This window comes from Aeromonas sp. QDB18 (assembly GCF_027705325.1).
GTDB lineage: Bacteria > Pseudomonadota > Gammaproteobacteria > Enterobacterales > Aeromonadaceae > Aeromonas > Aeromonas caviae.
This window is the reverse complement of the sequence record NZ_JAPDBQ010000131.1, coordinates 1-12301: the sequence shown is the minus strand read 5'-3', so window position 1 is coordinate 12301 and position 12301 is coordinate 1. Positions and strand designations below refer to the sequence as shown.

The following is a 12301-nucleotide window of genomic DNA, read 5'->3' as shown; positions in this document are numbered from 1 at the left end:
GTCATGACGGGCCAGCCTTATCCTGACGTATTCAACCTGACCTCGGCTTAGTCAAGCCGGGGCCGGTGAACGGTTACGGGGCGGGCGGGTTACAATGACCCCTACCGGTTTTGCCCCTAGGGCTTCTAACATAAGCAAGGCTTTGTTTTATATGGTTAAACCACGCTTTTACCTGCTGCTTTTGCTGTTAATCGGCGCCATTGCGGCGGCTTATTACTGGAGTCAGCCCGCGGTGCCGGAACAGGCCGATTACTACCCGGCGGGGCGAGACATCAACCCGTTTACCCTCACGGATGCGGATGCACAGCCCTTTACCCCTGCCAACCTGACGGGACACTGGAGCTTTCTGTTCATCGGCTACACCTACTGCCCGGATGTCTGTCCGACCACGCTGGCGGATCTGCGCAGCGTCTATCCGGCGTTGAAGAAGATAGCCCCCACTAGCCAGGTGGTATTCATCTCGGCGGATCCCCAGCGGGATGACAGCGCCCGCCTGAAAAGCTATACCGCCTTCTTCGAGCCCGAGTTCAAGGCGGCGACAGCACCTCACAGTGCCCTCTTTCCTCTGGTCCGCAATCTGGGGCTGGTCTATTCCATCGTGGAAGGGGATCGCAAGGATTACCTGATCGACCACTCCGCCTCCATCGTGCTGATCAACCCCGAGGGGAAGCTGGTGGCCACCTTCCGACCCAAAGTGGCACCGGGTGAGGTGCCCCACGTGGACATGCAGGCCATGGTGGCCGACTTCGCGCGCATCGTGCGGCTGGCTGGCGAGTGAGCCCGGCGCGCACCATGCTGATTCCCGCCTGGCTGAAGGATCCTCGCCGCCACAGGGCCGTCTTCGCCCTGGCCCTGCCCATGGTGTTCTCCAACGTCACCACGCCCTTGCTGGGGCTGGTGGACACCTGGGTGATCGGTCATCTTGGCCAGGCCTGGTTTCTCGGCGGCGTCTCGGTCGGTGCGACCTTCATCAATCTGCTGTTCTGGTTGCTTGGCTTCCTGCGCATGTCCACCACAGGGCTGACCGCCCAGGCTCAGGGTGCAGCCCATGCCGAAGGGCAGCTCGACACCCTGGCGCGGGCCCTGGGCTTGGCGATCGGACTGGGCATGGCGCTGTTGCTCCTGTTGTTGCCGTTCCTGCCTGCCATCATCGCCCTCGGTGGCGGCTCTTCCGAGGTACAGACCTATGCCGGTCAATATGTGTCGGTGCGGGTCTGGAGCGCCCCGGCGGCCTTGTGCAATCTGGTCATCATGGGGTGGTTGCTGGGCATGCAGGATGCACGCAGTCCCATGCTGCTGCTGATCCTGGGCAATCTCGTCAACATGGTGCTGGATGCCTGGTTCGTGCTGGGATTGGGCTGGCAGGTGAAAGGGGTGGCCGCAGCTTCCCTGCTGGCGGATTACAGCACGCTCGGGGTGGGGTTCTGGCTGGTGAGCCGGCATCTGCGCCGACTTGATCCCGGGGTGTGGCACAACGCCTGGCAGCGCTGGCGCCAGTGGCCGGCCCTGCTGCGGCTGCTCGCCCTGAACCGGGATATTTTCATCCGCTCCCTCTGCCTGCAACTCTGCTTCGTGTTCATGACTCTGCAGGGGGCCAGGCTGGGGGATGTGGCGGTGGCCGCCAATGCGGTGCTGCTCAATTTCCTGATGCTGATTTCCTACGGGCTGGATGGATTTGCCTATGCGGTGGAAGCCATGGTAGGACGCGCCATCGGGCGGCGTGATCGGCCGCTGCTGCGAGAGGCCATCGTCCTCAATCTGGGCTGGGCGCTGCTGATCGCACTGGCATTCACCCTCTCGTTTGCCCTGGGGGGCCACTGGCTCATCCGCCACATTACCGACATACCGGCGGTGATCGCCGAGGCGCAACGTCAGCTTCCCTGGCTGGTGGCCATGCCGCTGCTGGCGGTCTGGTGCTTCCTGCTGGACGGGGTCTTTATCGGCGCCACCCGGGCCCGGGAGATGCGCAACAGCATGCTGGTGGCGGTGTTTGCCGGCTTCTTTCCCATCTGGTGGTTCTGCCAGGGATGGGGTGTGGCGGCCCTGTGGGCCGCCATGAGTGCCTTGATGGCCGGTCGTGGCCTGACGCTGGGCTGGCTCTGCTGGCGACTGGAGCGTGATGGACGGCTGCTGGCGGGGCAGGAGACGGCGCAGTCAGTCTGAATCCTGGCCACCTTGCCAATATCGTCAGCGGTCAGAGCGAGCCTGAATAGTCGAACTGTCGCCAGCTCTCGTAGACGAACACCGCGACGGCGTTGGCCAGATTCATGCTGCGGCTCTGGGGCAGCATGGGAATGCGCAGCCGCTGCTCGAATGGCAGGCTCTCGATGATCTCCATGGGCAGGCCTCGGCTCTCGGGCCCGAACAGCAGGGCGTCACCGGGGGCAAACCGGGCCGCCGAGTGGGCGGTGCGTCCCTTGGTGGTGCAGGCAAAGACCCGTTGGGGGGCGACGGCCGCCAGAAACGCCTCATAGTCAGGCCAGCGCTTGACGTCGGCAAACTCGTGATAGTCGAGCCCGGCCCGCTTGACCCGCTTGTCATCCCACTCGAACCCCAGGGGCTCTATCAGGTGCAACCGGTAGCCGGTATTGGCGCAGAGGCGAATGATGTTGCCGGTGTTGGGGGGGATTTCCGGTTGGTAGAGCACGATATCGAGCATGGAAGGATCCTGGGCTGGTGCGAAACGGGCGCCAGCATACCCAGCACCCGTGCCGATGAAAAGGGGGAGGTCAGGGCATGGGCAGATGGATGGTGATGACCAGTCCGGTCGGCTGATTGCTGCTGGCCCGGATGGTCCCCCCATGACGCTGGATCGCCTCGGCGGCGATGGCAAGGCCGAGACCAGTGCCCCCGGTCTTGGCGTTGCGGGCATCGTCCACCCGAAAGAAGGGCAGGAACAACCGGGGCTGCTGCTCCACCGGCACGCCAGGGCCGTCATCCCGTATGGTCATCACCCATTCCCGTCCCTCCCGGTACCAGTCCACCTTGATGAACTCGCGGGCATACTTGAGGGCGTTGCGCAGGGGATTTTCCAGGGCGCGCGCCAGCAGCTCCGGCCACATGGTGAGGGATTCGGCGGGCAGGGAAGGGAGCCTGAGCTGTTTGCCGTTCTGGTTTGCCTCGAACATGGCATCGTCCAGGATGGGCTCCAGCAGCTCCGCCAGGGGCAGCGTCACCGGCGCCTCCACATGTTGCTGCACCCGCGACAGATCCAGCAGATCCCCTATCAGCTTGTCGAGCCGGGCTATCTCCCCTTCGATGCGCGCCAGCTCGGCGCTGTCCCCCTGCTTGCGGCGGATCAGCGCCTGTGCGAGCTGGATGCGGGTCAGGGGGCTGCGCAGCTCGTGGGAGATGTCGGAGAGCAACTGCTTCTGCTTCTGGATCATGTCCTTGAGGGTATCGACCATGCGACTGACATGTTCGGCCAGCTGGCCTATCTCGTCGCGCCGCCCCAGGTTGGGGATCTGTATCTCCAGGTTGCCCTGGGCGAGTTGGGAGACCGACTGCTGCAACTGCAGTATGGGGCGGGTCAGGCGCCAGGCGAGCAACAGACAGAGCGGGGTGCTGACCAGCATGGCGATGCCCAGGATCTGGATGGGGTGATCCAGGATCTGGATGAAGAGGAACAGGTAGGAGTTTTCGACGTTCAGACCGAAATAGACGTGATAGGTCTGGCCGTGATGGACCATCTGGAAGGGGCCGGCGATGGCGCGCTGGTGTTCGCTGCCCAGCATGGGCTTGGCCGGGTTGTCCGAGTCGAGCATGAAACGGATCACGAACTTGCTCAGCCGGGTGCTGGACTGCATCTGCCCCTTGGCATCGCGTAGATAGATGTTGTCCACCGGCAAGAGGCCCGCGGCATCGATGGCCTTGGCCAGATCGAAATCCTGCTCGGGATCCGCGCCCCGTTGCAGCGCCGCCAGGTTGTTGTTGAGACGGGTGATCTCGTGGGCCGGCAGCGGGATGATGTTGCGGGGGTCCAGGGTGGGGAGGATCACCACCGCGGCCACGACCAGCAGCAGGATGAACCAGAACCAGAGGAAGATCTGGGTGGACAGGCCGTTGAAGGTGCGGGCCGATTTCATGCCTGCTCCAGCCACAGGTAGCCTCGTCCCCGCACCGTCTTGAAGCGGGGCTGGCCGTCGGCCCGTTCCGGCAGCTTCTTGCGCAGGTTGCTCAGGTGCATGTCGATGGCCCGATCGAAGGGTTCGAGCTTCTTGCCCAGCACCTGCTCGGAGAGCAGGCCCTTGCTGACGATCTGGCCCGGATTGCGCAGCAGGCACTCCAGCAGGCCGAACTCGGTGGCGGTGAGTTCCAGCAACTGATCGTCGCAGCGAGCCTGTTGCAGGCCGGGCTGCAGCACCAGATCCATGAAGCGAACCTCTTCCGAGCTGCCGCCGCGCTGGGGAGCCTGGCTCTGGGTTCGACGCAGGATGGCGCGCACCCGGGCCAGCAGCTCCCTGTCGTCGAACGGCTTGGCGAGATAGTCGTCGGCACCGGCCTCCAGCCCGTTGACCCGATCCTGGCTGTCGCCACGGGCGGTCAGCATCAACACCGGGGTGTCGTGGGTCTTGCGCAGCCGGGTCAGCATCGCGAAACCGTTGAGTCTGGGCATCATGACGTCCAGCAGCACCAGGTCGAATGCCTGTTCTGCCAGTCGCTGCAATCCCTCTTCCCCATCCTCGGCGACGGTGACCTCAAACCCCTCCAGGGTCAGGATTTCGGTGAGCAGCTGGGTCAGCTCGAGATCGTCGTCGACCAGGAGTATTTTGTTCATCTGGGAGTCACTCTGTTGATTTTGCACGCCAAACTGACGTCCGGGTCAGGGTATAATAAGTTTTTACGCGTCGGAGGAAAGCCGGTTTTGAGCCACCAACACTATTCCCGCTGGGTCACCCTGGCCAGCATGGCCGCTGTGACCACCGCCACCCTGCTCATCCTGGGCAAACTGATCGCCTGGCTGATGACGGATTCATCCAGCCTGCTGGCATCCCTGACCGATTCCTTCATGGACATCAGCGCCTCTCTCATCAATCTGCTGGCCATCCGTTATGCGCTGGCCCCTGCCGACGAAGAGCATCGCTTCGGCCACGGCAAGGCGGAGTCCCTGGCGGGTCTGGTGCAGTCGGCCTTCATCTCGGGGTCCGCCTTGCTGCTGGTGATGCACGGCATCTCGTCGATGCTGAATCAGGTGCCCGTGGTGCGCCTGGAGGCCGGGATCTGGGTCAGCGTCGGCTCCATCGTGCTGACCCTGCTGCTGGTGAGCTTCCAGGGCTTTGTCATCCGCAAGACCAACAGTGTGGCCATCAAGGCCGACATGCTGCACTACCGTTCCGACCTGCTGCTCAATGGCGGCGTGCTGGTGGCACTGGTGCTGGCGGGGCAGGGGTGGTACTGGGCCGACGGCCTGTTTGCCATTCTGATCGGTCTGTTCCTGGTGTGGGGGGGTGTCCATATCGGCTACGAATCGGTGCAGGCCCTGCTCGATCGTCAGTTGCCAGAGGAGGAACAAGCGAGAATAATGGCCCTCTGCTGTGCCGTAGAGGGGGTGCATGGCGTACATGACCTGCGTACCCGCCAATCCGGGCCGACCCGTTTCGTGCAGTTGCATCTGGAACTCGATGATCAACTGCCTCTGGTCAGGGCCCATCAGATAGCCGACGAGGCTGAACTGGCCGTCCGCCAGGCCTTCGAGCGGATGGATGTGATCATTCACATGGACCCCATCTCGGTGCTGACACAAGAACGACAAAGCACTCACCCTGAACAACAGTAGGCTGCAACATGGATGATCTGGTTGCCAGAACCTGGCAAAAAATTCAGCAGGAAGCGCAGAGCATGGCGGCCCAGGAGCCCATGCTGGCCAGCTTCTTTCATTCCACCATTCTCAATCACCGGGATTTGCGCTCGGCGCTGAGCTTCCAGCTCGCCAACAAGCTCGACAGCACCACCATGCCTGCCATCGCCTTGCGGGAAGTGATCGAGCTGGCCCTGCGCAGCGAGCCCGAGCTGCTGGCCGCAGTGGCCGCCGACATCTGCGCGGTGCAGGATCGCGACCCGGCGGTCGACCTCTTCTCCACCCCGCTGCTCTACCTCAAGGGATTCCATGCTCTTCAGGGGTATCGGGTGGCCAACTGGCTGTGGCGTCAGGGACGCCGTGCCTTGGCGCTCTATCTGCAAAACCAGATCTCCGTGGTGTTCGGCGTGGATGTACACCCGGCCGCCCGCATCGGCAAGGGCATCATGTTTGACCATGCCACCGGTATCGTGGTCGGCGAAACCGCCGTCATCGAGAACGACGTCTCCATCCTTCAGAGTGTGACTCTGGGAGGTACCGGCAAGGAGAGTGGCGATCGTCACCCCAAAATCCGGGAAGGGGTGATGATAGGGGCGGGGGCCAAGGTGCTCGGCAACATCGAGGTGGGCGTCGGTGCCAAGATCGGTGCCGGCAGCGTGGTGATCAACCCGGTGCCGCCTCACACCACGGTCGCTGGCGTGCCCGCCAGGATTGTGGGCCGCCCCGAGTGCGACAAACCTTCCCTGGACATGGATCAGTGCCTCTGATCCCCTGACCGAGGCCGTTGTATGGTCAAGCGCTGGTCAGGCTTTCTGATCCTGGGGATGTGGCTGCTCAACCTGCTGCACCTCTATCTGGACTTATCCCCCTGGCCCGCCGCCATCGCGGCCTGGGCCGCCTCCCTGCTCACCTGGCCCTGGCTGGTGGGTGCCGCACGGCGCCAGGCGCTGGCCCTCTACGGCGCGGCGCTCCTGCTGCTGCTCTTTTCCTGGTGGCGGGGGGCCAGCCTCAGCCCAGGTGACTGGCTCTTGCCGAACATCAACATGCTGACCATGTTTGCCGCAGTGAGCACCCTCAATCTGGCTACCTCCGGCCTCTTGAGCGGCACCGCCTCCTGGTCCGGTCGCAAGGGGCTGTGGAGCACCATGGCCAGCCTCAATCTACTGGGGGCCGTCATCAATCTTTCGGTGCTCTTCATCATCGGCGATCGGCTGGAGCGCAACGGGACGCTGGAGCGGCGTCAGGTCATGGTGCTGAGCCGGATCTTCTGTGCGGCTGCATTTTGGTCCCCCTTCTTCGTCGCCATGGCAGTGGCCCTCACCTATGCACCGGGTCTGCAATTGGGCAGCATACTGCCTTTTGGCATACTGGCGGCCTTGCTGGCCATGGGGCTGACGGCCTGGCAGGTAGAGCGGCTCGGCGTGGAGACCTTTGAAGGTTATCCGCTGCGGCTCCAGACCCTGGGGCTACCGGTGACCCTGGCACTGCTGGTGCTGGTGATCCACCGTTTCTGGCCCGGACTCAGCATTCTGGCGGTGATCGCCCTAGTGGCGCCCTTGCTGGCCTTGCTGTTCATGCCGCAAGCGGGGCGAGGGGCTGCTCTCAAGCGCCAGGTGGTGGAGCGCTTCCCGGCGATCGGTGGCCAGCTTGTGCTGTTTCTGGGGGCCGGCCTGCTGGCGGCTGGCATCAACAGCGCGCTGTCAGTACTGGACTTTGGCAGTGGCCACGGCCTGCCGCTGTTCAACCACTTCGGCTGGCTGGAAGCCTGCCTGACCCTGCTGCTGATCTTCCTAGTGGCCATAGTGGGTGTGCATCCTCTCATCAGCATCTCGGGGGTGGCGCCGCTGCTCTGGCCGCTGGCACCGGATCCCAGCCTGCTTGGCATGTGCTTCCTCATGGGGTGGGGGCTGGCGACCGGGACGAGCCCGCTCTCCGGCTCCAATCTGGCGCTGGCGTCCCGCTACAACCTGAGCGCCGGGCTGCTGCTGCGCTGGAACCTGCTCTACGGCCTGTTGATGTACGCCGTGGCCTGTCTGATGATGGGGGGCTTCATCGCCTTGCATGGCTGATGGCGGCATCGGCAGGAGGGCGGGTTGTGCCACGGCGGACGCCCGGGATCGAGGTTCCTGCTGCCTGCGAGAAAAACCGACGCATATTTAAGCAATACCGGGCCGCAGGGCGCATTTTGCAACGTGCTGGCTTGTTTGTGCCGAGCGCATCAGGGTATGCTGGCTCCACGCGCTTGAATCGCCCTCTGTGGGGCATCGCAATTGAACATACAGGTATGCATATGTCACTAGAAGTCCTTGAGCAACTCGAATCCAAAGTACAATCCGCCGTCGACAACATCTCCTTGCTGAAGATGGAGCTGGACGAGCTGAAAGAGCAGAACAGCAAGCTGCAAGACGAAAACCACCAACTGCGCAACGAGCACGTTGCCTGGCAAGAGCGTCTGCGTGCCCTGCTGGGCAAGATGGACCAGATGGGCGATGCCATCTGATCCCGTCTAGATTGACCGGAATGAAAGCGGGCCGCTCCTTGAGCGGCCCGCTTGTTTTGGTCTGCCGGGCAATCAGAGTGCCAGCAGCTGTTTGACGGTCTTCTCGATGCCGTCCGCAGCCTCCACAATATTGTTGGCCAGCATGTAGGCAGGAGTGGAGATGACCTTGCGCTCCTGATCCACCACGAACTCGCTCACCGGGCAGTCGAGATGACTGCCACCCATGGCTTCGATGGCGTTGGCGGCGCCCTCGTCGTTGCCAATGGTGGCCAGGGTGCCTGCCCCATAGATGAGCGGGATCATGGCCGGTGCGATGCAGATGTAGGCGGCCGGTTTGCCGGCTCTGGCAAAGCTCTGGCAGGCCTTCAGCACATCCGGCTGGATGCGGCACTCTGCGCCCTTGATGGCGAAGTCACACAGGTTCTTGGCGGCGCCGAAGCCGCCCGGCACCAGCAGGGCGTCGAAGTCGGCTGCATCCAGTTCAGCTACATCCCTGATCTGGCCGCGGCAGATGCGGGCCGCCTCGACCAGCACGTTGCGGTTCTCTCCCTCGCTGACCTCGCCGGTCAGGTGATTGATGACATGAAGCTGAGGGACATTGGGGGCGAAGCATTGAACGGATGCTCCCTGACGGGCCAGTGCCAGCAGGCTGATGACGGCCTCGTGGATTTCGGCGCCGTCAAACACGCCACAACCACTCAAGATCACGGCCACTTTTTTCATGACAGACTCCTCGTTGTTGAAAATGTGAGCCAGGGTAGATTGTTGTACTTTTGTATGGTTATCGTTCGACCTCCGCTGGTCAAGTCATCTCCCTGTGCTAGGATTGTTTCGTTTTGGATCCTGCCTCAGTACCCCCCTTGAATTTTTTTCCACATTGATCGAGATCATGATGAGTGTGTCATGTTGAGTTTTCATGTTCTCAACGCAATGTTTTAAAAGATATTTTTGTTTTAATCCACAGCTTTGTCACGGCTGTGATGCAATGGTGCCATTTTTGAGCACAGAGTTATCCACAGCAATATGCCCCACCGGTGCGCCGGGGTGATGGTGGGAGTCCCCTTGGTGTGGTGCGGGCCCTGTGGCATCCTAGCGGCTGTTTATTCTTGGCAGGACGATTTTCATGGCCTCTAGCAATCCTCTTATTCTGGTCGACGGCTCTTCATATCTTTACCGCGCCTTCTTTGCCTCACAGCAGGCCGATCTGCGCACCTCGACCGGCTTGCCGAGCGGCGCCGTCCGTGTCATGGCCAACATGATGCGCAGCCTTCGCAAGCAGTACCCTGACTGCCACGTGGCCGTGGTGTTCGACGCCAAGGGCAAGACCTTCCGTGACGACATCTATCCCGAATACAAGGCAACACGCGCCAGCATGCCGGACGATCTGCGCAGCCAGGTCGCCCCTATTCACCAGATGATCAAGGCAATGGGTTTCCCCTTCCTGATGGTCGAAGGGGTGGAGGCTGACGACGTGATCGGCACCCTGGCCCGTCAGGCGACCGAGAAACAGTTGCCTGTGCTCATCAGCACCGGCGACAAGGACATGGCGCAGCTGGTCTCCGACCATGTCACCCTGATCGACACCATGAAGGATGTGAAGACCGATCGGGAAGGGGTGATCGAGAAGTTCGGCGTACCGCCCGAGCTCATCATCGATTACCTGGCGCTGATGGGGGACAAGGTGGACAACATTCCCGGCATGACAGGTGTCGGCGAGAAGACCGCACTGGCCCTGCTGCAGGGGATTGGCAGCATCGACGAGATCGCCGCCAACCTCGACAAGGTGGCGGCGCTCGGCTTCCGTGGCTCCAAGGCGTTCGCCGACAAGTTCCGCGAGCAGGAAGAGCAGGTGCGCCTTTCCTATGTGCTGGCCACCATCAAGACCGACGTGGCGCTGGAACAGAGCCTGGAAGAGTTGCAGCTTGGCCCCATCGACAAAGAGGCTCTGCTGGCGGTCTATCGCGAGTATGAGCTGCGCAACCTGATCAAAGAGCTGGAGTCCGGTGGCGCTGAGGAGAGCGAAGCCGAAAGTGATGAGGAAGGCGCCGCCCCGGCAGCCGCCATCGAAACCGACTATCGCTGCATCCTGGATGAGGCCGAATTCGACGAGTGGCTGGCACGGTTGCAGGCGGCGCCGCTGTTTGCCTTCGACACCGAGACCACCAGTCTCGACTATATGGAAGCGCGCGTCGTTGGCGTCTCCTTTGCCATCGAGCCGGGCAAGGCGGCCTACGTGCCCTTCGGCCATGATTATCTGGGAGCGCCTGTCCAGCTGAGCGAAGCGCTGGTGCTGGGCAAGCTCAAGCCGCTGCTGGAAGATCCGGCCCGTCTCAAGGTGGGGCAGAACCTCAAGTACGATCGCAATGTACTGCTCAACCACGGCATCGAGCTGCAGGGTATCGCCTACGACACCATGCTCGAATCCTATGTGCTCAACTCCACCGCCAGCCGCCACGACATGGATTCCCTGGCCCGCAGGTATCTGAACGCCGAAACCATCTCGTTCGAAGAGATCGCCGGCAAGGGGGTCAAGCAGCTCACCTTCAACCAGATTGAACTGGAGCAGGCGGCCCCTTACGCGGCGGAAGATGCCGACATTACCCTGCGTCTGCATCAGACGCTGTGGGGCAAGCTCTCTGCCGAACCGGGTCTCGCCAAGGTGTTCAGCGAGATCGAACTGCCCCTGCTGCCGGTGCTGGCGCGGATGGAGCGACTCGGTACCACCATCGAGCCCAAGCTGCTGCATCAGCAGAGTCAGGAGATCGAAGTGCGTCTGGCAGAGCTGGAGAAGCAGGCCCACGAGCTGGCCGGGCAGGAGTTCAATCTCTCCTCGCCCAAGCAGCTGGGTGAAATCCTCTTCACCAAGCTGGGGCTGCCGATCATCAAAAAGACCCCCAAGGGAGCGCCATCCACTGCGGAAGAGGTGCTGGCCGAGCTGGCGGAGACCTATGAGCTGCCGCAACTGCTGATGGAGCACCGTGGGCTGGCCAAGCTCAAGTCCACCTACACCGACAAGCTGCCGCTGATGATCAAGCCGCAGACCGGGCGGGTGCACACCTCCTATCATCAGGCGGTGGCGGCGACCGGTCGGCTCTCGTCCACCGATCCCAACCTGCAGAACATTCCGGTACGCAACGAACAGGGGCGCCGCATTCGGCAGGCCTTCATTCCGTGCGCCGGTTACAAGCTGGTGGCGGCGGACTACTCCCAGATCGAGCTGCGCATCATGGCCCACCTCTCCGGTGACAAGGGGTTGCTGACCGCCTTCGCCGAGGGCAAGGACATCCACAAGGCGACCGCCGCCGAGGTGTTCGGGGTCGCGCTTGATGCGGTGACCAGCGACATGCGCCGCAGTGCCAAGGCGATCAACTTTGGTCTCATCTATGGCATGAGTGCCTTCGGTCTGGCCAAGCAGCTGGGGATCGGTCGCGCCGAAGCGCAGAAGTACATGGATCTCTACTTCGAGCGCTACCCGGGTGTGCTGGAGTACATGGAGCGTACCCGGCAGCAGGCGGACGCCCAGGGCTATGTGGAGACTCTGTTTGGCCGTCGCCTCTATCTGCCGGATATCAAGTCTCGCAACGCGGGCCTGCGCAAGGCGGCCGAACGGGCCGCCATCAACGCCCCCATGCAGGGTACGGCTGCCGACATCATCAAGCGGGCCATGATCAACGTGGATGGCTGGATCCGGGGCATTGAAGACCAGTCGATCCGCATGTTGATGCAGGTGCACGATGAACTGGTGTTCGAGATCCGCGAAGAGAAGCTGGAAGAGTACATCGCCCTCATCAAGGAGAAGATGTCGGGTGCGGCCGAACTGGATGTGCCGCTGGTCGTGGAAGCGGGTACTGGTGACAACTGGGATCAGGCCCACTGATCCTGACCACAGTGATTGGCTAGCTATATAAGCAGAGAAGCCCGGCATCATGCCGCAATGCTGTTCACTTAAGAGAATTTGAGTTCCAGTCCACGTAGTATCAGGGCTAAAAAATGAGGGAGGCATG

The 12301-nt window shown here is 62.2% G+C and carries 11 protein-coding genes; 7 read left to right on the top strand and 4 right to left on the bottom strand.

Features of this window, described 5'->3' with window-relative positions; genetic code table 11:
- Nucleotides 1-151 precede the first annotated feature (151 nt).
- The gene (locus OKC30_RS16585) at nt 152-778 is read left to right on the top strand and encodes an SCO family protein (protein WP_160838553.1); all 627 of its coding nucleotides are present in this window, start codon (nt 152-154) and stop codon (nt 776-778) included.
- Nucleotides 779-792: 14 nt separating this feature from the next.
- Nucleotides 793-2163: an MATE family efflux transporter DinF gene (gene dinF, locus OKC30_RS16580; RefSeq protein WP_160838551.1), complete on the top strand. Its 1371-nt coding sequence runs from the start codon at nt 793-795 to the stop codon at nt 2161-2163.
- A gap of 31 nt (nt 2164-2194) precedes the next feature.
- On the opposite strand, the gene trmL is transcribed toward dinF, so the two are convergent.
- The 3 genes from trmL to OKC30_RS16565 form a co-directional block, all read right to left on the bottom strand.
- Nucleotides 2195-2659 (bottom strand): tRNA (uridine(34)/cytosine(34)/5-carboxymethylaminomethyluridine(34)-2'-O)-methyltransferase TrmL, encoded by a 465-nt coding sequence (gene trmL, locus OKC30_RS16575; RefSeq protein WP_039041146.1) that lies wholly within the window; start codon nt 2657-2659, stop codon nt 2195-2197.
- 70 nt (nt 2660-2729) lie between these two features.
- On the bottom strand, nt 2730-4085 hold the full coding sequence (locus OKC30_RS16570) for an ATP-binding protein (RefSeq protein WP_270666750.1): 1356 nt from the start codon (nt 4083-4085) through the stop codon (nt 2730-2732).
- The gene (locus tag OKC30_RS16565; protein WP_010672450.1) at nt 4082-4777 is read right to left on the bottom strand and encodes a response regulator; all 696 of its coding nucleotides are present in this window, start codon (nt 4775-4777) and stop codon (nt 4082-4084) included. The genes OKC30_RS16570 and OKC30_RS16565 overlap by 4 nt, the downstream gene beginning before the upstream one ends.
- A gap of 87 nt (nt 4778-4864) precedes the next feature.
- On the opposite strand from OKC30_RS16565, the gene fieF reads away from it, so the two are divergent.
- The 4 genes from fieF to OKC30_RS16545 all read left to right on the top strand — a co-directional run bounded on the left by fieF (nt 4865) and on the right by OKC30_RS16545 (nt 8297).
- A complete protein-coding gene (gene fieF, locus OKC30_RS16560; protein ID WP_160838549.1) occupies nt 4865-5776 on the top strand; it encodes a cation efflux pump FieF in 912 nt (303 codons plus the stop codon).
- 8 nt (nt 5777-5784) lie between these two features.
- Nucleotides 5785-6564, top strand: a complete 780-nt coding sequence (gene cysE / locus OKC30_RS16555) for a serine O-acetyltransferase (protein ID WP_010672452.1) — start codon at nt 5785-5787, stop codon at nt 6562-6564.
- A gap of 21 nt (nt 6565-6585) precedes the next feature.
- Nucleotides 6586-7866, top strand: coding sequence for a hypothetical protein (locus OKC30_RS16550; RefSeq protein ID WP_160838547.1), 1281 nt, complete (start codon nt 6586-6588; stop codon nt 7864-7866).
- A gap of 221 nt (nt 7867-8087) precedes the next feature.
- Nucleotides 8088-8297, top strand: a complete 210-nt coding sequence (locus tag OKC30_RS16545; RefSeq protein WP_010672454.1) for a cell division protein ZapB — start codon at nt 8088-8090, stop codon at nt 8295-8297.
- Between the two features lie 72 nt (nt 8298-8369).
- Here OKC30_RS16545 and elbB read toward each other — a convergent pair whose 3' ends face one another.
- Complete coding sequence (elbB, locus tag OKC30_RS16540) at nt 8370-9020, bottom strand: isoprenoid biosynthesis glyoxalase ElbB (protein ID WP_160838545.1); 651 nt, start codon at nt 9018-9020, stop codon at nt 8370-8372.
- Nucleotides 9021-9420: 400 nt separating this feature from the next.
- On the opposite strand from elbB, the gene polA reads away from it, so the two are divergent.
- Complete coding sequence (gene polA / locus OKC30_RS16535) at nt 9421-12174, top strand: DNA polymerase I (RefSeq protein WP_160838543.1); 2754 nt, start codon at nt 9421-9423, stop codon at nt 12172-12174.
- Nucleotides 12175-12301: the final 127 nt, after the last annotated feature.

What these genes read in the sequence shown, in the direction of transcription:
- OKC30_RS16585 (WP_160838553.1), top strand. Translation starts at nt 152, where the DNA reads ATGGTTAAACCACGCTTTTACCTGCTGCTTTTGCTGTTAATCGGCGCC.
- dinF (WP_160838551.1), top strand. Translation starts at nt 793, where the DNA reads ATGCTGATTCCCGCCTGGCTGAAGGATCCTCGCCGCCACAGGGCCGTC.
- trmL (WP_039041146.1), bottom strand. Translation starts at nt 2,659, where the DNA reads ATGCTCGATATCGTGCTCTACCAACCGGAAATCCCCCCCAACACCGGC.
- OKC30_RS16570 (WP_270666750.1), bottom strand. Translation starts at nt 4,085, where the DNA reads ATGAAATCGGCCCGCACCTTCAACGGCCTGTCCACCCAGATCTTCCTC.
- OKC30_RS16565 (WP_010672450.1), bottom strand. Translation starts at nt 4,777, where the DNA reads ATGAACAAAATACTCCTGGTCGACGACGATCTCGAGCTGACCCAGCTG.
- cysE (WP_010672452.1), top strand. Translation starts at nt 5,785, where the DNA reads ATGGATGATCTGGTTGCCAGAACCTGGCAAAAAATTCAGCAGGAAGCG.
- OKC30_RS16550 (WP_160838547.1), top strand. Translation starts at nt 6,586, where the DNA reads ATGGTCAAGCGCTGGTCAGGCTTTCTGATCCTGGGGATGTGGCTGCTC.
- OKC30_RS16545 (WP_010672454.1), top strand. Translation starts at nt 8,088, where the DNA reads ATGTCACTAGAAGTCCTTGAGCAACTCGAATCCAAAGTACAATCCGCC.
- elbB (WP_160838545.1), bottom strand. Translation starts at nt 9,020, where the DNA reads ATGAAAAAAGTGGCCGTGATCTTGAGTGGTTGTGGCGTGTTTGACGGC.
- polA (WP_160838543.1), top strand. Translation starts at nt 9,421, where the DNA reads ATGGCCTCTAGCAATCCTCTTATTCTGGTCGACGGCTCTTCATATCTT.